We start from the raw sequence: 21,925 nt of genomic DNA, 5'->3' as shown, positions 1-21,925 counted from the left end.
GGAAGCCCAACATGATAGAAGCTGTTTTATTTCAGGCTGGCAATTACCGGTTCGTGCCTAGCGGCGTTCTGCAGTACTCGGGCGGAGCAGCCGCCGAAGAAGGCTACACCATTCGCCGGGTCGTATTTTCGAAACCCGTGCCGGTGGAGGAAGGCTTTCGCAGAATCGCCGATATTTTGCGGGAAGAAGGCAGGCCGCTTACCGCACTGTGTGGCTGCGAGCTAAGATCGCCTGCGCAGGCAACGGAAAGCGGCTTCTCGTCATTTAATGAGCTGTATGTGCAGACGCTGAAAGACTGGGGTATTTGCGATGGCGTAAACAACCCTGTGGCACGCAGCAACGTGTGCCCAGAAGTCGACCCGCCTGCACAACCTTCGTTTTATGCCTTCAGTTATACCGTGCCATCCGAAACGGCAGAAAATACGTTTGTGGTCGCCGGAAGCAGCGAAGTGCCCGAAGGCCGCTCCAACTACAAAGACCATCTCATACGGTATAAAGATCTTTCCCCCGAAGGCCTGCTTGAAAAAGCCCGCTGGGTGCTAACTGAAATGGAAAGGCGTCTGGCTGTTCTGGGTTACGACTGGAGCCATTGCACAGGAACGCAGCTGTACATTGTGCATAACCCGCATCCGTTTCTTGCTCAAGAGTTTGCACGCCGTGGCGCCATGCGGTTTGGGCTTAACTGGCACTACGTCAGGCCGCCCGTTGTCGACATGGAATTCGAAATGGACTGTCGTCGTGTTCTGAACGAACGCGTTGTCGTGGTGGACTGAGCAATGCGTAAAAAAGTTGTTGTGTTGTCAACGGGCGGCACCATTGCAAGTGCGCCAGCCGAAGGCGGCAGAAATGTGTCAGGTGCTTTGCAGGGTGCTGAACTGGTCAGCAAAATCGAGCTTCATGCAGATATTGAGGTCGAGGTACGCTCGGTTTTCCAGAAGCCCAGCAATGCCATTACGCTTGCCGACGTGGCTGCGTTGCGTGAAGCGTGTTTGAGCATCATCGCAGAAGGGCAGGTCTGCGGCATTGTCATTACGCATGGCACAGACACCCTCGAAGACACGGCTTACTATCTTGAAAGCTCGCTGGATGCGGCCGATGTCGCCATCGTGGTGACCGGGTCGCAACGCGTCCCGCACGCCATGGGCACTGACGCTTATGTCAATCTAAAAAATGCCATTCTTACCGCAGCCAGTGAGCAGGCGCGCGGCTTGGGCGTGCTGGTGGTGTTTAACGAAACCATTTTCAGCGCCTGCTTTGTCAGAAAGGTAAGCAGCTACCAGCTTAATGGCTTTGATGCGCCTGGCTATGGCTTTCTGGGCCTTATCGATAATGGGGCGATTACGCTGTACCAGAAGCCGATCAGGCTGCCGGTATTAACGCCCTCTGGCGCTGTGCCAGCCGTGGACATTATTCCTGTTTACCTTGACGCGCGGCCGCTACTGCTTGATGCGGCTGTTTCGGGCAGCGCAAAAGGCATTGTTATTGACGCCGTAGGGCGGGGGCATGTGCCGCCAACCTGGGTGCCGTCTATCGAACGTGCCATTGAACAGGGCGTGCCTGTTATCGTTTGTTCATCGACCTTGCATGGGCCGGTGTTTCAGGCCTACGAATTTGCAGGCTCATTGCACAATCTCGAAACCGCAGGTGCGGTTGGTATCAGCGGGCTTTCCGCAAGAAAGGCGCGCATCAGGCTTACGCTGGCGCTGGCCGCCGGCAACGGCACGGATCGCGCATCTTTGCTCAGCGCCTTCGGCGCAACAGCCTGATGTCAGGCAGCGTTATCTTATAAACAACTTAAGTTACTAAAGAAGCGGAACATGGCTAAATTTAAAATCGCGGTAATTCCTGGCGACGGCATTGGCAAAGAAGTTATGCCTCAGGCGCTAGAAGCGCTTGAAGCGGTTGCCTCCAAGCATGAGCTTGATCTGTCGTACCAGCATTTTGACTGGGCCTGCGCCGATTATTACCAGAAAAATGGCGAGATGATGCCGTCAGACTGGTTTGAAACACTAAAGGGTTTTGACGCCATACTCTTTGGTGCAGTCGGCTGGCCCGAGGTTGTTGCAGATCACGTTTCACTGTGGGGTTCTTTGCTGAAATTCAGACGCGAATTTGATCAATACATTAACCTGCGCCCTGTTCGCCTTATGCCTGGCGTGCCATGCCCGCTGGCCAATAAAAAACCTGGCGACATCGACTTTTTGGTAGTTCGTGAAAACACCGAGGGCGAATACACCGACCTTGGCGGCACTATGTACAAAGATACCGACCGCGAGATGGTTATTCAAGAATCGGTGTTCTCACGCAAAGGCGTAGACCGTGTTCTAAAGTATGCCTTTGAGCTTGCCAAAAAACGCCCTGCCAGGCACGTTACGTCTGCAACCAAATCCAATGGCATCGCCGTCAGCATGCCGTATTGGGATCAGCGCATGGAAGCCATGGCGCAAAACTACCCAGACATTACCTGGGACAAATACCATATTGATATTCTCGCGGCACGCTTTGTGCTCAGCCCGGAGCGCTTTGATGTGGTGGTGGCATCTAACCTGTTTGGCGATATCTTGTCCGACCTTGGGCCTGCCTGCGCGGGTACCATTGGCATTGCGCCTTCGGCCAACCTGAATCCCGAGCGCCTGTTCCCTTCGCTGTTTGAACCCGTTCACGGTTCGGCACCCGACATATACGGCCGCAATATCGCCAACCCCGTGGGAATGATCTGGTCTGCAGCCCTAATGCTCGAGTTTTTCGGCACCATAGACGAACGTTACGACGCCGCCGCAAAAACCATGTTGCACTCCATCGAGCAAATCCTTGAACATGGCCCACGTACGCCTGACCTGGGCGGCGAGGCATCGACGACAGAAGTCGGGCAGGCTATTGCGAAGCATATTCAAGGCTGACCAAGGAGCCGCGCTCGTCACGTTTTGTTGAGATCGGGCGCAGCTCTGCCAGAGACAAAACACATGTCGGTGGCCATGTGGCGTGCTGCTGTAGAAAAAGATTGTCGTGGTTACGTTGGGCGATAAGATGTTCTACCACGACAGTTTCGGCATTTTGTTTCGCATGTCATATTGCACTTTGTTTGCAACACAATAGAGGCATCTACATGAGCGACACCACTTTCACATTTCGAGTTGACGAGGCTTTAAAGGCCGAGTTCTCGACGGCGGCCAAGGCCCGTGACCGCAGCGGCGCGCAGCTACTGCGCGACTTCATGCGGGACTACGTGCGACAGGAAGAAGAAACCGCAGCGCATGACGCCTGGTTTCGCCGTCAAGTACAAATCGGGCTAGATTCGGCTAACGCAGGTGATCTGGTCTCTGCGGCCGAAGTAGAAGCCGAAGCTCAGGCGTGGCGAGCTGAACTGCTGCGGAAAAAGGTAGACGTTTCATCTTCGTGAAGTTAGTGTGGACAAAGTACGCCCATGCTGACCGCAGAGAGATTCGCGAGTACATTGCGCGGCACGCTCCTGCCGCCACGCGAAAAATACACCAACCCCGAAGGGTTGGTGTAAATAGCCGAGTTTATGGGTACCGGCTAAACATTTGAACCCCGCTCATCAAAAATTAACCGACGCCGACAGCATGTAAGTACGGCCTGCTCCATTGGTGGCGAAAGAGTTGGACGCAAGCCAATAGCGTTTGTCGGTCAGGTTTTCAATATTGGCGCGTATCACCACAGATTTTCCGGCGAATTTGGTGCGATAGCGCGCGCCAACATCAAAGCGGGTCAGGCCAGGCAGGCGCAGCGAGTTGGTATTGTTAAGGTACACGGATGAAGTGCGCAAGACGCGACCGTTAAGGCTCAAGCCCTCGACCCAGGGGGTATCCCAGTCCAGGCCCAGGTTGTACGTGCTGGTCGGCACGCCGGGCGCACGATTGCCCTCATTGATGCCATCTTGCGTCTTGGTAAGTTTGCCCTGAGTATAAGCAGCGCTGGCCATTAAGCGCAGACCGGGCAACAGTTCACCAAAGGCCGTCAGCTCTACGCCACGGTTGCGCTGTTCGCCAAAGTAGCCATAAACATTATTATCATCTTCCTGGCCTGCCGGGCGTGCGATCTGCCAGAAAGCCAGCGTAGTGGTGATATCACCCCAGTCCACCTTGACGCCCGTCTCATATTGCTTGGATTTGTACGGATCCAGCACTTCGCCCTGGTTGGCATAGCTCTGGCCCACTATCGTGCCGCGGGTAAGCCCCTGGGTAAAGTTTCCGTATATCGACACATAATCTAGCGGTTTAAACACAATGCCGGCAACCGGCGACACGGCACTCGCCCGGTAGCCACTGGTTCTTGCTCCCGTGCTGGTGCTGTAGCTGTTCACATCCACGGTCTGATGGCGTGCGCCCAGGGTTAGCAGCACCCGATCGTCGGCAAAGGACAGCGTATCGGATACTGCGTAGCTGGTCAGCGTGCTCTGGGAAGCCCGCTTAGGAGAAAGCCTTTCGGCTGGGCCGGGCGGTAGCGGTGTAGGGTTATAGATATTGGAGGGCACGTCTATCGTGCCTGCAGAATAGGCATTGCCAAGCTCCTGGTCCATATAGGTTAGGCCCAGTGCTACGCGATGACCAACGATGCCCGTGTCAAAGTCTGCCGTCAGCCCGGCATCACTGCTAAAGGTCTTGGAATAGCTATCGTAGTACGTGGTCATGACCGAAAAATTGCCATCTGCGTCGGCGGATTGCCGATTTGGTGGGCTGCCAGGCACAACGTTCACCGGAAAAATCTGCCGATTATTGCCTTCTCTGTACCCCATACCGATGTGGGCCGTTACGTTGTCGGTAAAATCATATTCGAGCCGCGACATAATAGTGCTGTCGCGCTGCGTCAATCGGGTACCGGGGTAAAAGTTTGTGCGGCCATCTGGCGGATCGGGCAGCTCAGTCACGCTCTTGTCAAAACCAAGCTGGGAACGTATATTTTCCAGCACATCTTCCTGGTGGATGGCATCCATAGACCAGCGCAGTCGGTCGCCGCGATAGTCCACGCCCAGTGCCGCCATGCCCAGCTTCTGCTCGCCGTCGCGGGTGGTGGCCTCGCCGCCACGCACAACGCCGTTAAATCGCACGCCCCAGGCATTGTCTTCGCCAAAGCGGCGGCCCAAGTCCACCTGTGCCGTGAGGTTTTTCTCGCTCGCATAGCTGCCGGTAACGCGTGTAAGCGGCTCGTCATCGGCGCGTTTGGTTACCACATTAATACTGCCGCCAACACTGCCGTTTGGCGGTATGCCGCGCATCAGAGTGCCCGGGCCTTTTAATACCTCGACACGCTCCAGAATCTGCACCGGAACGCGACTGGACGATACCAGGCCGTACAGCCCATTGACGCTGACATCACCGCTGCCCACGGGGAAACCACGAATCTGGAAGTCTTCGCCAAAGCCGCCGGTCGAGGTTAGCGTTCGCACAGAGGCATCATTGACCACCACATCGGCCAGCGTCCGCGCCTGCTGGTCGTACAGCAATTCAGAGGTGTAATTGACGGTGCTGAAAGGTGAGTCCATGATGTCTTCGGCGCCCAGCAGGCCCAGGCTTCCGCCAGTAGCCAGTTGCCCGCCTGCATACGGGGCTGACAGATCGCCCAGAATACCGCCCTTGATCATGACGGGCGCAAGCTGTGCAGTTGCAGTTGCAGTTGCAGTTGCCGTCGCCGTTGCGACTGACTGTGGGCTTGTCAGCGTAATGTTATCGCCACTTCTGGCATATTCGATGCCAGTTCCCTGCAGCAACTGCTGCAGCGCCTCTTCTGGCGGCAGGTTTCCCGCTACATTGTGCGCGGTCAAGCCAGCCACTACGTTTTGTGAAAAGAAAATCTGCAATGGAGTCTGTTCGCCCAGTTGCAGCAGCGCGTCGCCCAGCGGTTGACTGGGGATGCTGACTCTGACAGGGTTTTCCTGAGCCCGGGCCACTTCAGGCGCCATGCCGAATGCCAAAGCCAGGGAAAGCGCCAACGAAGTCATGCCGATGCGGGCAATGTAAGCCGTCGGCGCTTGGGCGCGACGTGGTCTGGCAATAGTCACAATGCAGTTTTCCAATGAGAGGTTGTTGTGGGTTACAGAAGTTTCGCTGTCTGATGACAGGGAAACGGGTGGGGTAGTGAGAGAAACCACCCTTACACCTCTATAGACGCGCCAGACCTGCTATCACCGGAATAATTATCATTATTATTATGTAATTTTATGGATAATTCGATTTTTATTGAAAAACAAGGATGAAAGGCGCACGTAGCAATGGAGCGGCCTTCGATTTGAAAACAGGTTGTGGCGCTGCAAAGTGACGTTAACCACTATTTATTGTTATTGGCTGCAATTGGCTGCGCAAGCGCTTGCGGAAAAATCAGCGCGACTGAATGCTTAGCCGCCCATCGGGTGTGCGTTCAAGGCGAACTGGCGCAATGGCAGGCAGGGCATTTATCATGGCGTGGGGGTCGTCCAAACTGAATATGCCCGAAACATGAAATTGCGCTAATTGCGGGGCCTCGAGGCGTGCCGGCATATCAAGATAGCGGTTCATTTCATCGATGACGTACGCGAGCGGGGCATTGTTAAACACCACTTTACCGCGCATCCAGGCAACAACATCATCAACATTGGTGTGGCGGGTGCTACCTGGCCTTTGGTCTGATCCAATATGGGTCTGCTGACCTGCCGTCAGGGGGCGTGTTCGGGGGTTCCACCACTGACCCGTCTGTACACGCACTGAGCCCGAGGCCACGCTCACATGCATGGCATGGGCATCGCGCCGCACATTAAAGCGCGTTCCCGTGACGGTGACGCGGCCCAGGCCCGTGTCGACAATAAATGGCCGAGAGGCATCGGTGCTGACCTCGAAAAAGACTTCTCCGTGTTGAAGCTCGATCTGACGCCGATCCTCGTAAAATTGCATTACAGCAATGGTGTCGGTGTTAAGGAACACCCTAGAGCCATCAGGCAACCGCGCTTGACGACGCTCACCTTTTTGCGTGGATAGCGTCAAGGTGTCTGGCTGTTGCTGGCTTCCGCCAGCCATGATGGCGACCCCGCCGATTACAGCCATTGCGCACGCCCCTGCCAGCCCCAGACCAAACCGTCGCCGGGATGTGTCGTGGTGCGGTGGTTTACCGGCAGTGTTGGGTGTCATCATCATGCTGCGCAATCTTTGCTCTGGCAGCTTTAGCGTGGCCTGCCAAATATAGTCAAGGTTGCGGTACTGGCGGTCATGCTCGGGATCGGCACTGCGCCACGCTTCAAACACCTTTCGATCTTGTTCAGTCACCTCACCAGACTGCATGCGTGCAAACCAATGCGCCGCATCATGTGGGTGTTCCAGGCTATCAGGTTTGGTCGGCAGAGGCATTATGCAGCAGACATGTCACAAAGATGTTTTGACAAGTTGAATGGCAGCGTTGCGTGCCTGGGAACTACTGGCCGTGCCGCGAAATACAGGTTTTCAGTACGGCGCATGGCATTGCAACTGCTGCTGTATATGACGCAAGGCCCGCGTCATGTATTTTTCTACCATGCTGCGTGACAGACCCATTTCGTTAGCGATTTCGGTATGGCTACAGCCTTCGAGGCGATGCTTAATATACACATGCCGGCATTTTGGCGGAAGTGCCTCAAGCGCTTCCATAAGTGCGTCGGCCAGCTGTTGAAATCGTAGCCCGTCGTCTGCAGACGGCGCTGTGGGTAGTTGGGCTTCGCTGACGTCGTCCAGTGGCGTGAAATCAAGCACATTCAGGTGACGATACCGACTGATCAGGCGATTGCTTGTGCCTCGCGCCATATAAGCGCGCGGGTTGTCGATGGTGCCAATGCCGTTTTCCAGCATACCCACAACCGTGTCATGCATGGCATCTTCTGCATCTTCGCGCCCGTCGGCGCGTTGACGCCAGGTATCGACCAACTGGCTGTAGTGGGCGAGCCAGTCTGTACGGAATTTGCCGGAACGAGACATTAAGAGAAGTAGGGCGGGCTAAATGTGGGAAGATTTATATAATAACAACAATTCTCATTTGTATTCTCGGTGGTCCTATCCTAATGCCAAGCCTTTTAATTGATTTTGGTGATAGTGGCTATGTCGTACGATGAAACCAGAAAAGCAAAACGCCAACCCCGAAAGGTTGGCGTATATGCTTGAATCTATTGGTGCCGGCTAAAGGAGTTGAACCCTCGACCTTCGCATTACAAGTGCGCTGCTCTACCAACTGAGCTAAGCCGGCAAGGGCACCATTCTACTCGAAAAATTCATGCTCTGCCAATTGGCCTGAATCTGGCACAATCACGCCTGTTTGAGGGCGTGCTCAAGCCGGAAGATCACAGGCCGCAGAGCCTGGCAATCGTGCGTTTGCTTCTGTTGATTCACCCCGGCCGACCTGCCAGTGCAGGCCTGAATGTATCTCAAGATCTGAAAATAAAATCAAATACCCGCGAGGTACTGCGATGCACGCTCTCTCAGGGGGACTTGTTACCGTAGGGGTTTAAACCCCACCCGCATTACGCTTTTACCTGCAGTTCAGAGACGGCCGACGGCAGGGCAGCAACGTTGGGCGTAAGCACTTTGTTTGGCCCCTGCAGCACCTTACGCACATGTTGCATAGACCGTGCTTTCTCTTCCAGATAGCGCATACAGGTTACGCGCAGGAACGACGCGAAATTGGTGGTCTCGCCGCGAAATGCATACACCTCATCGTGCAGGGTCGCGATAAGCTGATTGGTGGTGATGTTGCTTTCGTTGGCCAGCTCGGCGAGCGTATCCCAGAACAGGTTTTCAAGCTTGATGCTGGTGACAACCTTGGCGATGCGTACGGAGCGATTACGACATTCGTACATAATCGGGTCGGTATGCGAGTAAAGATTGCACATATTGCCTCCTTGGGTACCCGTGTGGTCATGGCAGGCCGTGGCGGGTGGCGTGTTACAGATACGCGCATGCGCCGTGTTGGGGGCGCATGCTTATCTTAGCAAACCTTGCAGTCTGCAGAGGATTAAATTTCCTTGCGCGCCATGCTGTCCCTGATGAATTCCGCCTGCCTTATGGCCAAGGATACGATGGTAAGCGTTGGGTTTTGCGCGGCGCTGGACGTGAACTGGCTGCCGTCGGAAATGAACAGATTGGCAATGTCGTGTGTCTGGCCGTGCTTGTTGCATACCCCATCATCCGCTTTTCCGCTCATCCTGCAACTGCCCAGGTTGTGTGTCGAAGGATAGGGTGGTGTACGAAAAGACCGTGTCGCGCCTGCTGCCTTGTAAAGGGCATCACTTTGCTTGAAAGCATGCTCTCTCATGGCGACGTCGTTGGGGTGGTCGTCGTAATGCACGTTCGCCGCCGGCAAACCGAATTGATCCTTTGCCTGGTCGTCCAGCGTGATTCGGTTGGTTTCCTGTGGCATATCTTCACCCACTATCCACAGGCCTGCGGTGCGTGTGTAGTCATCCATGTAAGAGGCAAACTCTTCGCCCCAGGCGCCCGGGCTCAAGAAGGCGGCGTAAAAAGGTAGCCCCAGGCTAATCGTTTCAAGCTCGTAGCCGCTGACGAAACCGCGACTGGGGTCGTGATCAGCCTCGTCCTGCACGATGCCTGCCATGGTGGTGCCGCGGTACATGTGTACGGGCTTGTCAAACACGGCGTATACCGAGCCCGTGGTGTGGCGCATGTAGTTGCGCCCTACCTGACCAGAACCATTGGCCAGGCCATTCTTAAACTTGCCGGATTCTGACAGCAAAAGCAACCGTGGCGTTTCAATGGAGTTTCCGGCTACGCAGACGATGCGGGCTGCCTGGCGTTGTTCTTTGCCATCTTTGTCAAAATACACCACAGCGCTGGCCTTACCTTGCTCGTTATGCTCGATGCGGGTGACATGGCATTGCGTGCGCAGTTCAAGTTTTCCGGTACTTTCGGCCTTGGGTATCTCCGTGTAGAGGGTGGACCACTTGGCGCCCATCTTGCAGCCCTGGAAACAGAACCCCTGCTGGATACAGGCACCACGCCCGTCATAAGGGACGCTATTGATCGCCATATGCCCGGTACTCACCTTCTTGTAACCGATTTTCGTGGCGCCATCGTACATAATCTTGAAGTTGTTGTTGCCCGGCAGCCCTGGCAAACCGTTCGTGCGGGTCACGCCCATTTTTTTCTCGGCGCGCTCGTAATAAGGCGCGATGTCCGACAGGCCGATAGGCCAGTCCAGCAGGTTGGCGCCCTTGACCTCGCCATAGGTACTGCGCGCCTTGAACGCATGCTCTGGTATACGCAGTGCTGCGCCCGCCCAGTGCGTGGTTGTACCGCCCACGGTTTTGCATATCCACGCGGGCAGGTTGGGAAAATCCTTCGTTAGCTGGAATGAGCCTGAGCTCACGCGGTTGTCCAGCCAGGCCAGTTGCTCAAACGACTTCCATTCATCCTGAATAAAGCTTTCTGTACTTTGTCGCGCCCCTGCCTCCAGCAACACCACCTTGATGCCCTGCTGACAAAGCTCGTTGGACAGGGTGCCGCCTCCAGCGCCCGATCCGATGATGACGACCACACTGTCGTCTGCGTGTTCATAGTGTGTCATGGTGTCTCCTCACTTGTGCTTTTATAGGGACAGCTCAGCTTTTCACTGAAGGGCTGGCCGATTCTGGAGGATCTGGCAGCCAGGTCAAATCATTGAATCCTCGTCCCAGATAACCACCCTTGGACCATACTTCGCCTTCATAGCCAAAATGCGCGTAGGCCAGTTGGTTGTCATAAAGAGAGAGGATGCACTGACCACGTACCTTCTGAAAAAAGGGTTCGGATTCCATGGCTTTTAGTGCCGCAACTTGCTTTGCCTCACTGGCCGTTGCCCAGGCGCCTTGCGTAGCGGCGTTGAGCTTGGCTATTCCGTCGAGTACGAGCTGTTTGGTGGTGGCATCGGCACAGGCAGCATCCATATCCTTTACCAGCAGTGCATAGATGGCGTCGGGCATGTCTTTGTTTGGATAGAGTCGTTTGGCCATTAACAGCAGTGCGTTGGCCTGCGTCTTGTCCAAATGCTGAGCCTCAAGGGCCCATGATCGGGAGGGCGCCAGCGTGGCTAGTATCGATCCACTGGCCAGCATGCCGGTCAGCACGATGGACCCTTTCAGGAACTGACGCCGCGCTGGCTGATCCGCCCGGCGTACCGTGGGGACGGAAGTGATCTGTGAAATCTGTTTCATGCTTTTTGTCTCCGGCGATGTTTAAAAACATTCAATAATTCAGTAATGACCTCCGCGTTGCAGGACCTCAATCTTGTAGCCGTCAGGGTCGGTCACAAAGAAGAAACGCGCCACATGCCCGTTCTGTTCTATCTGTTTCAAATCGGTGGGGTGTATGCCGCTGGCCTGGAGGGCAGCATGGGTGGCTTCCAGATCTTCGACGGAGAAAGCAACGTGCCCGTAGGCCGTTCCGTGTTCGTACGGTTCGCTTTGATTTTTGTTGAACGTGAGTTCTATTTCGGCAGGGCTTTCGTCGTTCGCCAGATAGACGAGGGTGAAGGAGGGAAAGTCTAGCCTGTGTTTTTCGTCTAGATCGAAGGCCTTGCGGTAGAACGCAATCGAGGCATCCAGGTTGGCCACCCGGATCATGGTGTGTATCAGTCTTGCCATGCCATCTCCGTGCAATAGTCTTGTAATGATTATGCGGGAGCAAGAAGAAGTGCTGGTAATAGCCCAGTGCTACATGGCTAGTGATTAACCCTTTGTTCAGTTGATGTGTGCAGTCAAGACGGGTGGCACGCCACCCGTCCCCCTGATAGTGGTTTAGTTCACAGAAATATTGGCCTTTGTTATGACCTCAGCCCATTTTTTGGTTTCGCTCTGAATGAAGTTTGCGAAATCTTCAGGTGTACCGCCAGCAATCTGGCCGCCGGTCTGGTCAAACGCTTTTTTGATCTCTGGCTTTTGCAGAATCTTGTTAAATGCTGCATTTAACTTCTGAATGATGGGTTCCGGCGTACCAGCCGGAGCAATAATGCCCTGCCAGTTATAAGACTCAAAACCGGGCAACCCTGATTCTGCAACAGTGGGCACATCAGGCAACAACGGCAGACGTTGAGCGCTGGTAACCGCCAAAGGGTGTACTTTCTTGGCCTGGATGGCTGGCATGGCGGCATAGCCCATTTCGAACATCATATCGATATGACCCGCGATAAGGTCGGTAGCTGCAGGCGCGCCACCCTTGTAGGGCACGTGAGTAAGCTTGATACCTGCAGCTGAGGCAAAGAGTTCGCCCGACAAATGGTGGGCGCCGCCCACACCCGAAGAGCCGAAGGCCAATGCACCAGGGTCTTTTTTGGCCAGCGCGATAAGGTCGGCGAGTGTCTTAACAGGGACGTCTTTGTTAACGCTCAGAATCAAGGGACTTTCTTCGATGAGAATGACGGGCGCGATGTCTTTCTGGACGTTATAGGTAACGTTCTTGGGCATCAGGGTCGGGTTGACTGATAGCGGGGCCAGATTGCCGCTGCCTATCGTATAGCCGTCGGGCTTGGATCTGGCAATATCGGCGGTGCCGATAATGCCGCCTGCGCCGGCTTTGTTTTCAACAATGACGTTGGCATTAAGTTCTTGCGCTAGTTCTCGCCCGAGCAGGCGCATGCGTGTATCGGCAAAGCCCCCTGCTGCGTACGGAATAATCAAGCTAATGGGTTTGCCTTCCGGCCAGTCTGCAGCCGCTGAAACTCCAGGCGTGCCTGTTATTAACAGTGCGCTCAGCGCAAGTACGCCAAATGGTTTAATGGATTTCATATCAGTGATCGCTGTGAGAATGGAGTTCACGCATTGTAGTGCCTCTGCTTATTTTTTAAGGCGTGGAGATCCTTGCGTGTGTGGATATTGTTTTGGTAGCTGTCGGATACCTCAGCGCACGCAGCACAAGATGCTAGATGTATTCGTATTTTTTTTTCAGGTACAGCCCGTTATTGCATGGACGGTAGGTACATGATTTACTGCGGCAACCTTGAATACAGCCGTACTGGCGCGCGCAACCTGATAATGGGCAGCGCGCTTTTGCCAGACGGACTAAAAGTGCGTGATTACTTTACGATCGTTAGCCGTGGAGGCTTAGGATCGTCGTCAGACGGATCCGGCTTGGCATCGGACGATAAGTGGTCCTTGCCCTCGGAAACCGCCCTGGGCCCCTCTTGCGGGCTGCTGTCAGCCGTTTCGGTGCCAGGGTAAGGCTGGGATTCGAGCACGTCGAAACCCATGCCCTGGCCTGTTTCTCGGGCGTAAATGGCCGATACCGTGGCCACGGGTACAAAGATGTGTTCAGTAACCCCGCCGAAGCGGGTCTGAAACTCGATGTATTCGTTGCCAAGTGTTAGGCCGTTGGTAGCCAGTGTGCCGATATTCAGCGTGATCTGGCCGTCGTGAATGTGCGCTGGCGGCACGGTGGTGTTGGCGTCAACGGTAACCACGATGTGTGGTGTGTAACCGTTGTCGGTGCACCATTCGTGCAGCGCGCGTATCAGGTAAGGCTTGGTCGACGATTCTTGCATGGTGACTTAGCGGCGCATGACTTTCTCGGATGGCGTCAGCGCTTCTATGTAAGCCGGCCGCGAAAAGATGCGCTCGGCGTATTTTTGGATAGGTGCCGCATTTTTTGGAAGCTCGACACCGTAGTGGTCAAGGCGCCAGAGCAATGGGGCAATGGCCACGTCGAGCATAGAAAAGTCTTCGCCCAACATGAACTTGTTTTTTAACAGCAGCGGAGCAAGTTGCGCAAGGCGGTCGCGGATGTTCTGGCGAGCTGTATCTTGTGCCTTGGTATCGGTGCTGCTGCGGTCTTCGAGTGCTGACACATGCACGAACAGTTCTTTTTCGAAGTTGTACAGAAAAAGGCGTGTGCGTGCGCGCATGACCGGGTCGGCGGGCATGAGCTGGGGGTGTGGGAAACGCTCGTCGATATACTCGTTGATAATGTTGGACTCGTACAGCACCAGATCGCGCTCGACCAAAATGGGAACTTGCCCGTAGGGGTTCATGACACTAATGTCTTCGGGCTTGTTGTAGAGGTCGATGTCGCGGATTTCAAAATCCATGCCTTTTTCGAACAACACAAAACGGCAGCGTTGAGAGAACGGGCAGGTCGTTCCAGAATAGAGCACCATCATGTCGCGGATTCCAATCGAAGGTAAAAACGTGAGCGGCGCGCGCACAGGGCGCGCCTGAAAAGGGAAATAGGCGTACAACCTACGCCTATTTCAGGGCCGACATTTGCGGACGCAAAAACGTATTGCAGCGCCGTCGGCAAGCGCTGCCACGCACGGGTTACTTGACGTGTTTCCAGTAGGCAGAGTTCAGACGCCATGCGACAAGCAAAAACAGACCCAGAAACAGCAATACCCAGACACCGAGGGTTCTGCGCTGAAGTTGCACAGGTTCGGCCATCCAACCCAGGAAGTTTGCCAGATCAGCCACGTTGTTGTCGAATACGGCGACCGTGCTGCGGTCAGGTGAGCTGAACACCGGTTTGTCGAGCGCCGAGCCTGCGTAGTCAGTCAATGGGTCAGTCTTGATTACGGAAAAGCCCTGCGAGTCGTAGCTGGCTACTATACGCTCCCATTGCAAGTTGCCATCGGCCTGCTCGACGGAGTGCACGGTAGTGCGCTCGAGCGAGCGAGGGCCTTGAAGCTGCCACAAGATGTTGGGCATGGCAATGTTAGGGAAGACGATGTTATTCCAGCCGCTGGCCTTTGATGTGTCGCGATAGTAAGAGCGCAGCAGCGTGTAAACGTAATCTACGCCGGAATGCCCCATAGTTTCAGACTTGGCGCGAGCGATGACTGACAGGTCAGGCGGCGTGGTACCAAACCATTTTTTGGCGTCTTCGGGCCGCATGGCGATCTTCATGAGATCACCCACCTTGTCCGACGTGAACAGAAGGTTCTTCTGGATCATTTCGTCGGTAAGGCCGATCTCTGTGAGCTTGTTGTAGCGCATGGAGTTTGCGCTATGACAGCCCAGACAGTAGTTAACGAAGAGTTTGGCCCCGTTCTGAAGCGCTGCCATGTCAGTGATGCGATTGGGAGCGGTGTCAAGCGGAGCCCCCCCGGCAGCCAGAGTAACCGAGCTGGCCAAGGTGAGGGCGATAGCGCCGAGCAACTTTTTAATCATGATCATTCCGTTACGTATTGGTTGCCTTAGTGAGCATGGAACGTGATGCGGTCGGGAACCTGTTTAAAGGTTCCGAGACGGCTCCACACCGGCATCAGAAAGAAGAACGCCAGGTAAATGAACGTCCCAATCTGGCTCATGAGGTTATGTATCGGGCTAACTGGCTGGGTGCCAAGATACCCTAGTACCAGGAAGTTGATGATGAAAATGGCGTACAGATACTTGTGCCAGGTTGGGCGATAGCGGATCGACTTGACGGGTGAGTGATCAAGCCAGGGAAGGAAGAACAGGATGACGACAGCGCCACCCATGGCAACTACACCCCAGAACTTGGCGTCAATGACTCGCAGCAGCACGGCGACCAGCAGCAGAACGACTGGCCAGACTATGCGCCAGATACCTCTGAGATTGCCTTTGGCGAACAAGGCAAGGGCGGCGACGACTGCTCCACCCACAAGCACCCAGGTGAAGTCGGCCGTGGTGGCGCGCAGCATGGAGTAAAACGGCGTGAAGTACCAGACCGGTGCAATATGCGGTGGTGTCTTCAGTGGGTCAGCCGGGATGAAGTTGTTGTATTCGAGAAAGTAACCACCCATCTCAGGCGCAAAGAAGATAATGGCGGCAAATATGATGAGAAAGCCCGCCACGCCCACGATGTCATGCACCGTGTAGTAGGGGTGGAAGGGGATGCCGTCCATAGGCCGACCGTAGCGGTCTTTGGGGCCTTCTTTGATCTCGACACCGTCGGGGTTGTTGGAGCCCACTTCGTGCAGCGCAATAATGTGCGCGGCAACCAGACCAATCAGCGCAAGAGGGATGGCGATGACGTGGAAGGCGAAGAAGCGGTTGAGTGTGGCATCAGACACGACATAATCGCCGCGGATCCAGATAGCCAGCTCAGGCCCGATGAACGGTATGGCCGAGAACAGGTTGACGATAACCTGTGCGCCCCAATATGACATCTGGCCCCAGGGCAGCAGGTAGCCAAAGAAGGCTTCGCCCATAAGACAGAGGAAAATGGCAACGCCGAAGATCCATACCAGCTCGCGCGGCTTGCGGTATGAGCCGTAGAACAGCCCGCGCAGCATGTGCAGGTACACGACCACAAAGAACATGGATGCGCCGGTAGAGTGCATGTACCGGATCAGCCAGCCCCATGGCACCTCGCGCATAATGTATTCGACAGACTCGAATGCAAGCTTGGCATCGGGTTTGTAGTTCATGACCAGGAAAATACCGGTCACGATCTGGATGACCAGCACCAGCATTGCCAGTGACCCAAAGAAATACCAGAAGTTGAAATTCTTTGGGGCATAGTATTCCGACATATGCTCTTTGAACAACTTGGTAAGCGGGAAGCGCCTATCAATCCATCCTAAAAGTCCTGTCGTGTCGACGGTTTTCTCGCCAGCCATGAAACGGCTCCTTTATTCTATGTACGAGGCGTATAACGGGTTCAGTTCTTTGGGCGTCCGGTGACGGGCGCCACAAGTATTCGTTTAAGCCTTGGCTTTGTCGTCTGCACCGATAGTGACAGTGTTGCCGTCGGCTGAGAAGACATAAGGCGGTATTTCGAGGTTATCTGGTGCGGGCTTGTTGGCAAATACTCGACCGGCCAGATCGAACGTGGAACCATGGCAAGGGCAAAAGAAACCGCCTTTCCAGTTGGCCGGAAGGCCGGGTGCCGTTGTGAACTCGGCTGTTGGCGAACAGCCAAGATGCGTACAGATGCCGACACAGACGAAGATTTCAGGTCGACGTGAGCGGTATTCGTTTTTGGCAAATTCAGGGGTAAAGCCGGGGCGGTCAGATTCTGGGTCGGCCAGCTGACTGTCGAGCGTAGGCAGATCTTTAAGCTGCTGTTCGGTGCGATGCATAATCCAGACAGGCTTGCCACGCCACTCTACGGTGATCATCTGGCCCGGGGTTATGCCACTGATATCGACCTCTACGGGGGCACCCGCAGCGCGGGCTTTCTCCGACGGGGCGAAGGAAGAAACGAATGGCACAACTGTGGCGACACCTGCGGCGCCACCGACGGCACAGCAAGTCGTAACCCAGAGACGGCGCGACGCATCGGGCGGAAGGTTAGGGTCAACCGCGCCGGAATCGTCGAGCTGTGTCGTTATCTGACTCATTCTAGTATCCTTAATTCTTGCCCAGGCCGGGCATACAATTCACCAATTTTGGCTACATTCAATCTTTTCAACCGCGTATTATAGCGTTACCCCGACTTCGGGGTGAATCGACACAGATCAATAGAAGAGGACATTATGAGCAAAGCCCGCGGTTTTATACAGGAGTTCCAAGAGTTCGCCGTCAAAGGCAACATGATAGACCTTGCCGTTGGTGTCATTATTGGCGCCGCGTTTGGCAAGATCATCGATTCTCTGGTGCGCGACATCATTATGCCCTTGGTCAACTTTATATTGGGTGGCCAAGTCGATTTTGCCAGTAAATTCTTGCTTTTGCGCACACCAGAAGGCTATGCCGGGCCGCAAACCTACGACGCCTTAACCAAGGCTGGAGCGGTGGTTCTGTCATGGGGTAATTTCGTTACTGTAGCCATCAACTTCATACTGCTGGCTTTTGTGGTGTTTATGCTGGTTAAAGGCGTTAACGCCATGCGCAACCGCCTGCAACCGCCCGTGGTTGAGGTCGCCGCACCGGCTGCTACACCCGAAGACGTAGCGCTGCTGCGCGAGATCCGCGACCTGCTTAAACGCTCGGTCTGATTGCGGCGCGTGTGCACAACACACCGCTGCCGCTCAAATCGGGTTGTCAATGTCGATGAATTCAACCTCTATGTTGAATTCGTCGGCGATGGCTTGCCCCAAGGCCTGCACACCATAGCGTTCGGTAGCATGGTGCCCGGCACCGACAAAGCCTGTGCCGGTTTCGTTGGCAAGGTGATAAGTAGGTTCTGAGGCTTCGCCGGTCAGATAAGTATTGGCTCCGGCTTCAATGGCGGCATCCATCATGCCCTGTGCCCCCCCGGTACACCACGCAATACGGCCCACATTCTGTTGCGTATTCCCCACGATCAGCGGTTGGCGATGCAAAGCTTTGTTAACTCGCTCGCTCAGGTCGCCCAAAGTTGTAACGCCCGGACAACGACCCAACCAGATCAGGTTGTCAGGGCCACATAGTATCGGATTGCCTTCATCATCAAGGTCGGGCTCAAACCCCAGCACGCGTGCAAGCTGGGCGTTGTTTCCCAGCACAGGGTGGGCGTCTAGCGGCAGATGAAAGCCGAATACGTTAAGGTTGTGTTTCAGCGCGAGGGCCAGCCGCTGGCGCTTGGGGCCGAAAATGCGCGGGTTTTCGTTCTTCCAGAACCACCCGTGGTGTACAAGCACTGCATCGGCGCCGCGCTCTACGGCGGCTTCAAGCAGTGCAAGGCTGGCTGTTACGCCAGTAATAATGCGTTGAACGACAGGTTTGCCTTCCACTTGCAGCCCATTAGGGCAATAATCCCTGAAGCGCTGGGGTTGTAGCGTTACATCCAGCCATTCGGCCAGTTGCCGGGTAGAAATCTGATTCATGAACTATTTTTTTCCTTTGTAGCCTTATGCGTCGATTGTGGTTGCTTTTTGCCCAGACGGTAACCGTATGCCTGGGTATGCTTTTTATCGTGGCGACGTTGCGCCCCGATTGGCTCTCGGGCGAACGGGCTGTTCACGAGGCAGCTGTGACGCCTGTGCCTGGTGCTGGTCAGGCTCCGTCTGCCGGTACTCAGGCATCGCCGCCCGCGCTGGGGGTTGTGTCGTTTGCCGACGCCGTCGAAAAAGCCAAGCCGTCCGTTGTGAACATTTATACCCGCAAGCACGTTAACGTGCCACTGCTGCCTATTCCTGCCGATCCTGAGCTTGAGCGGCTTTTTCGTGAAATCCCGGGTTTTAGTCGTCGTCGGGAATCGACCAACCTTGGTTCGGGGGTTATTGCACGCGCAGATGGGCATATTTTGACAAATTTTCACGTCATTGAGGCCGCCGATGCCATCGAAGTGGCCTTAAGCGACGGGCGCGAGGCCGTTGCCGAGCTGGTGGGCGCTGACCCTGAAAGCGATCTGGCGGTTCTGCGCATAAAGTTGCCTGATCTCTCTCCGATAGCTTTCAATGATACCCATCAGGTGCGCACCGGCGATATTGTGCTGGCCATTGGCAACCCCTTTGGCGTGGGCCAGACCACCACCATGGGCATTGTTTCAGCCCAGGGCCGCAATAGGCTGGGCATCAATATTTACGAGAACTTCATACAAACCGATGCGGCCATCAACCCCGGCAACTCTGGCGGTGCGCTTATCGATACCGAAGGGCGGTTACTTGGCATTAATACCGCCATCTATTCCGAAACAGGCGGCTCGCTGGGCATAGGCTTTGCCATACCGGCCAAGGCTGCCCACGTCATCATGGACCAGATCATAGAAACCGGTACAGTGACACGTGGTTGGCTTGGCGTTGAGCCGCAAGACGTCACTCCTGAGTTGGCAAAAGCCTTTAAGCTCAAGCAGGATCACGGCGTCATTATTGCAAGCGTATTGCGCGATGGCCCGGCGTGGCGCGCGGGCCTGCGTGTGGGCGACATTATCCTGACGCTTGACGATCAGACGGTTTATGACTCTTTCGGTTTCCTGAACCAGATCGCGCCACTGAAGCCGGGCGAGTCCGTCGACGTTGCGGTTATACGCGACGGGAAAAAACGCAAATTATCAGTTGACGTGGGTGTGCGCCCGCCGATTCGCAAACGCTAAGGTTGCTGGTTTAGTCCGAGGAAGAGTCTACTTCAGTGCTGGCAGAGGCCTTGGGGGCTTTTTCAAGAAACGCGGCGACCAGAATACCAATTTCGTAGAGCAGGCACAAAGGCAGGGCCAGCATAAACTGGCTGACCACGTCAGGAGGGGTGATGACGGCGGCAATAATGAAGGCGCCGACAATAACGTAGCCGCGCGCGTGCCGCAGCTTTGCAACGGACACCATGCCTGTCTTGACCAGCAGAATTACGGCGATTGGCACTTCAAAGGTAATGCCGAATGCCAGGAACATGGTCATGACAAAGCCTACATAGGCTTCGATGTCAGGCGCTGGCGTAATCGAATGAGGCGCAAAGTTGGCAATAAACTGAAAGACTGTGCGAAACACCACAAAATAACAAAATGCCATACCCAGCAAAAACAGCAGTGTGCTTGAGGCGATAAGCGGCAAAGCCAGGCGCTGCTCATGCTTGTACAGGCCCGGGGCGACAAACGACCAGGCCTGATACAGCACCACAGGCAGTGCCACCACGAACGAAGCAAGCAATGTGACCTTTACAGGCACCATAAAGGGCGTAATGACGCCGGTGGCAATCATGCGCGTACCGGCGGGCAGCGAGGCCAGCATGGGCTGAGCCAGCAAATCGTAGATGGCGGATGGGCCAGGGTAAATAAACAGCACCACAAAAACGACCAGTATCGCTGCGACTGCCTTCATGAGTCGCGTGCGAAGCTCGATCAGGTGCGACATAAAGGTGTCTTGCTTTTCTTCCGGCTGCGTCACGTTGAGGTCTCTGATTTCGTTGGGCTGACCGGGTTATTGATGCCCGGTAGCGGCAATGTGTCGTTGTCGGGTTGCGGCGCATCTTGCGCTGCTGGTCCTGCTGTTGAGGGGCTTTGAACCGGGCGCTGAGGTAGGCTGTCTGTAGAGGTTGATGCGATGGCTGGGGTGGCCGTTGCGTCTGAAGGGGCGTCAATCGCTGCCGCTTGGCGGGCGGCGTTGTCTTCGGTACGTGCCTTTACATGGTCGACGACAGATTCAAGTGAGGCCGAGGCCTCGCCCAGTGCCTGTTCGGCTTCCTTCAGAGGTTCTTTCAGGCTGTCGCGCGCGTTTTCCATGGACGATTTGACCGATTTGGCGGCTTCTTCCATTTGACCTTTGAGGTTATCAAGTTCGTCGAGATCCATCTCGCGCTGGATATCAGATTTGACATCGCCGACGTACCGCTGCGCGCGGCCCAGCAGATGCCCGACCGTGCGCGCCACCTTGGGGAGGCGTTCGGGGCCAATGACGATCAGCGCAATGAGGCCGATCAGCATAAGTTCGCTAAAGCTGATGTCAAACATTAGGTGGCGATACGCTCAGGCTTAATATGTATGGAAAAGCCCGTTTGCGCGTGCCTGGCTAAGTAGACCAGCCGGGGCGTCGCGCATCGGGTGTTGCACTATAAACTTAGACGTCTTTTTTCTCTTTGGCCTGTACGTCGATGGTGTCATCGTTTTGTGTACGCTGCTGAGTGACTGATTCGGGTGCTTTGCCTTCTTGCTCGGCATCGTGCATGCCCTTCTTGAAGCCTTTGACGGCGCCGCCAAGGTCTTCACCCATATTACGCAACTTTTTGGTACCGAACACAAGGGCCACGATCACCAGAACGATAAGCCAGTGCCAAATGCTGAAACTACCCATGACAGGTTTCTCCGATTAAGCGGCGGGTGCCGCGCGTTTGTTCCAGGGGCGGGGGCCCCCGAGTATATGTAAGTGTAGATGGGCGATCTCTTGCCCACCTTCTTTTCCAGTATTGACGACTGTGCGAAAGCCGCCCTCATAACCAGGGGTACAGCCGTTTTCCTGGGCCAGCTTCGGCGCCAGGGTCATCATTCTACCCAACCATTGCTCATCTTCAGGCTGAACGTCGAGCAGCGAAGTAATGTGGTGCTTGGGCACGACCAGCAGATGCAGAGGTGCCGCCGGGTTTATATCGTGGAAGGCGATGAATTCGTCGTCTTCGTAAACTTTTTTGGCCGGGATCTCGCCACGGGCGATCTTACAGAAAAGGCAATTGTCGCTCATAGTT

The 21,925-nt window shown here is 55.1% G+C and carries 24 protein-coding genes and 1 tRNA gene; 6 read left to right on the top strand and 19 right to left on the bottom strand.

The window, feature by feature from the left end; all coding sequences use genetic code 11:
- Positions 1 to 11 precede the first annotated feature (11 nt).
- The 4 genes from FQ179_RS20790 to FQ179_RS20775 all read left to right on the top strand — a co-directional run bounded on the left by FQ179_RS20790 (position 12) and on the right by FQ179_RS20775 (position 3,400).
- Entirely contained in the window at positions 12 to 773 is a 762-nt protein-coding gene (locus FQ179_RS20790; RefSeq protein WP_149399362.1) for a hypothetical protein, read from the top strand.
- A gap of 3 nt (positions 774 to 776) precedes the next feature.
- Entirely contained in the window at positions 777 to 1,766 is a 990-nt protein-coding gene (locus FQ179_RS20785; RefSeq protein ID WP_149399360.1) for an asparaginase, read from the top strand.
- 51 nt (positions 1,767 to 1,817) lie between these two features.
- Positions 1,818 to 2,900: a tartrate dehydrogenase gene (locus FQ179_RS20780; protein WP_149399358.1), complete on the top strand. Its 1,083-nt coding sequence runs from the start codon at positions 1,818 to 1,820 to the stop codon at positions 2,898 to 2,900.
- 206 nt (positions 2,901 to 3,106) lie between these two features.
- Positions 3,107 to 3,400: a CopG family ribbon-helix-helix protein gene (locus FQ179_RS20775; protein ID WP_149399356.1), complete on the top strand. Its 294-nt coding sequence runs from the start codon at positions 3,107 to 3,109 to the stop codon at positions 3,398 to 3,400.
- Between the two features lie 159 nt (positions 3,401 to 3,559).
- Here the strand turns inward: FQ179_RS20775 and FQ179_RS20770 are convergent, their stop codons facing one another.
- From FQ179_RS20770 to petA, 14 genes are all read right to left on the bottom strand, one after another.
- Complete coding sequence (locus tag FQ179_RS20770; protein ID WP_255475086.1) at positions 3,560 to 6,019, bottom strand: TonB-dependent receptor; 2,460 nt, start codon at positions 6,017 to 6,019, stop codon at positions 3,560 to 3,562.
- Positions 6,020 to 6,335: 316 nt separating this feature from the next.
- The gene (locus FQ179_RS20765; protein WP_149399354.1) at positions 6,336 to 7,334 is read right to left on the bottom strand and encodes a FecR family protein; all 999 of its coding nucleotides are present in this window, start codon (positions 7,332 to 7,334) and stop codon (positions 6,336 to 6,338) included.
- Between the two features lie 93 nt (positions 7,335 to 7,427).
- Entirely contained in the window at positions 7,428 to 7,934 is a 507-nt protein-coding gene (locus FQ179_RS20760) for an RNA polymerase sigma factor (RefSeq protein ID WP_149399352.1), read from the bottom strand.
- A 189-nt stretch (positions 7,935 to 8,123) separates the two neighbouring features.
- Positions 8,124 to 8,199: transfer RNA gene (locus tag FQ179_RS20755), tRNA-Thr, on the bottom strand.
- 274 nt (positions 8,200 to 8,473) lie between these two features.
- On the bottom strand, positions 8,474 to 8,842 hold the full coding sequence (locus tag FQ179_RS20750) for a ribbon-helix-helix domain-containing protein (RefSeq protein ID WP_149399350.1): 369 nt from the start codon (positions 8,840 to 8,842) through the stop codon (positions 8,474 to 8,476).
- A gap of 122 nt (positions 8,843 to 8,964) precedes the next feature.
- A complete protein-coding gene (locus tag FQ179_RS20745; protein ID WP_149399348.1) occupies positions 8,965 to 10,533 on the bottom strand; it encodes a GMC family oxidoreductase in 1,569 nt (522 codons plus the stop codon).
- 34 nt (positions 10,534 to 10,567) lie between these two features.
- Positions 10,568 to 11,158, bottom strand: a complete 591-nt coding sequence (locus tag FQ179_RS20740; RefSeq protein WP_149399346.1) for a gluconate 2-dehydrogenase subunit 3 family protein — start codon at positions 11,156 to 11,158, stop codon at positions 10,568 to 10,570.
- 39 nt (positions 11,159 to 11,197) lie between these two features.
- Positions 11,198 to 11,587 carry a VOC family protein gene (locus tag FQ179_RS20735; RefSeq protein WP_149399344.1) on the bottom strand — a complete coding sequence of 130 codons (390 nt, stop codon included), beginning with the start codon at positions 11,585 to 11,587 and terminating at the stop codon, positions 11,198 to 11,200.
- Between the two features lie 153 nt (positions 11,588 to 11,740).
- Positions 11,741 to 12,727 (bottom strand): tripartite tricarboxylate transporter substrate binding protein, encoded by a 987-nt coding sequence (locus tag FQ179_RS20730; protein WP_149399343.1) that lies wholly within the window; start codon positions 12,725 to 12,727, stop codon positions 11,741 to 11,743.
- 287 nt (positions 12,728 to 13,014) lie between these two features.
- A complete protein-coding gene (locus tag FQ179_RS20725) occupies positions 13,015 to 13,479 on the bottom strand; it encodes a ClpXP protease specificity-enhancing factor (RefSeq protein ID WP_149399341.1) in 465 nt (154 codons plus the stop codon).
- 6 nt (positions 13,480 to 13,485) lie between these two features.
- The gene (locus FQ179_RS20720) at positions 13,486 to 14,094 is read right to left on the bottom strand and encodes a glutathione S-transferase N-terminal domain-containing protein (protein ID WP_149399339.1); all 609 of its coding nucleotides are present in this window, start codon (positions 14,092 to 14,094) and stop codon (positions 13,486 to 13,488) included.
- Between the two features lie 157 nt (positions 14,095 to 14,251).
- Positions 14,252 to 15,103: a cytochrome c1 gene (locus FQ179_RS20715; RefSeq protein ID WP_180118127.1), complete on the bottom strand. Its 852-nt coding sequence runs from the start codon at positions 15,101 to 15,103 to the stop codon at positions 14,252 to 14,254.
- A 20-nt stretch (positions 15,104 to 15,123) separates the two neighbouring features.
- Positions 15,124 to 16,512 (bottom strand): cytochrome bc complex cytochrome b subunit, encoded by a 1,389-nt coding sequence (locus FQ179_RS20710; protein WP_149399335.1) that lies wholly within the window; start codon positions 16,510 to 16,512, stop codon positions 15,124 to 15,126.
- An 84-nt stretch (positions 16,513 to 16,596) separates the two neighbouring features.
- The gene (petA, locus tag FQ179_RS20705) at positions 16,597 to 17,235 is read right to left on the bottom strand and encodes a ubiquinol-cytochrome c reductase iron-sulfur subunit (protein ID WP_149399333.1); all 639 of its coding nucleotides are present in this window, start codon (positions 17,233 to 17,235) and stop codon (positions 16,597 to 16,599) included.
- Positions 17,236 to 17,370: 135 nt separating this feature from the next.
- Here petA and mscL point away from each other — a divergent pair, with 135 nt between their 5' ends.
- Positions 17,371 to 17,832 carry a large conductance mechanosensitive channel protein MscL gene (mscL, locus tag FQ179_RS20700; protein ID WP_149399331.1) on the top strand — a complete coding sequence of 154 codons (462 nt, stop codon included), beginning with the start codon at positions 17,371 to 17,373 and terminating at the stop codon, positions 17,830 to 17,832.
- Between the two features lie 33 nt (positions 17,833 to 17,865).
- Here the strand turns inward: mscL and FQ179_RS20695 are convergent, their stop codons facing one another.
- Positions 17,866 to 18,642, bottom strand: coding sequence for a Nif3-like dinuclear metal center hexameric protein (locus FQ179_RS20695; protein ID WP_149399329.1), 777 nt, complete (start codon positions 18,640 to 18,642; stop codon positions 17,866 to 17,868).
- 26 nt (positions 18,643 to 18,668) lie between these two features.
- Between FQ179_RS20695 and FQ179_RS20690 the strand changes: the two genes are divergently transcribed.
- On the top strand, positions 18,669 to 19,850 hold the full coding sequence (locus FQ179_RS20690) for a trypsin-like peptidase domain-containing protein (RefSeq protein WP_149399327.1): 1,182 nt from the start codon (positions 18,669 to 18,671) through the stop codon (positions 19,848 to 19,850).
- 10 nt (positions 19,851 to 19,860) lie between these two features.
- Here the strand turns inward: FQ179_RS20690 and tatC are convergent, their stop codons facing one another.
- The 4 genes from tatC to FQ179_RS20670 all read right to left on the bottom strand — a co-directional run bounded on the left by tatC (position 19,861) and on the right by FQ179_RS20670 (position 21,921).
- Positions 19,861 to 20,601: a twin-arginine translocase subunit TatC gene (tatC, locus tag FQ179_RS20685; RefSeq protein WP_149399499.1), complete on the bottom strand. Its 741-nt coding sequence runs from the start codon at positions 20,599 to 20,601 to the stop codon at positions 19,861 to 19,863.
- 29 nt (positions 20,602 to 20,630) lie between these two features.
- Positions 20,631 to 21,197, bottom strand: a complete 567-nt coding sequence (tatB, locus tag FQ179_RS20680; RefSeq protein WP_149399325.1) for a Sec-independent protein translocase protein TatB — start codon at positions 21,195 to 21,197, stop codon at positions 20,631 to 20,633.
- 106 nt (positions 21,198 to 21,303) lie between these two features.
- Positions 21,304 to 21,537, bottom strand: coding sequence for a Sec-independent protein translocase subunit TatA (gene tatA / locus FQ179_RS20675; protein WP_149399323.1), 234 nt, complete (start codon positions 21,535 to 21,537; stop codon positions 21,304 to 21,306).
- 15 nt (positions 21,538 to 21,552) lie between these two features.
- Positions 21,553 to 21,921, bottom strand: coding sequence for a histidine triad nucleotide-binding protein (locus FQ179_RS20670; protein WP_149399321.1), 369 nt, complete (start codon positions 21,919 to 21,921; stop codon positions 21,553 to 21,555).
- Positions 21,922 to 21,925: the final 4 nt, after the last annotated feature.

This window comes from Pusillimonas sp. ANT_WB101 (genome assembly GCF_008369125.1).
Lineage (GTDB): Bacteria > Pseudomonadota > Gammaproteobacteria > Burkholderiales > Burkholderiaceae_B > Allopusillimonas.
Note: the sequence above shows the minus strand (reverse complement) of the source record. Positions and strands in the feature narration are given on the sequence as shown.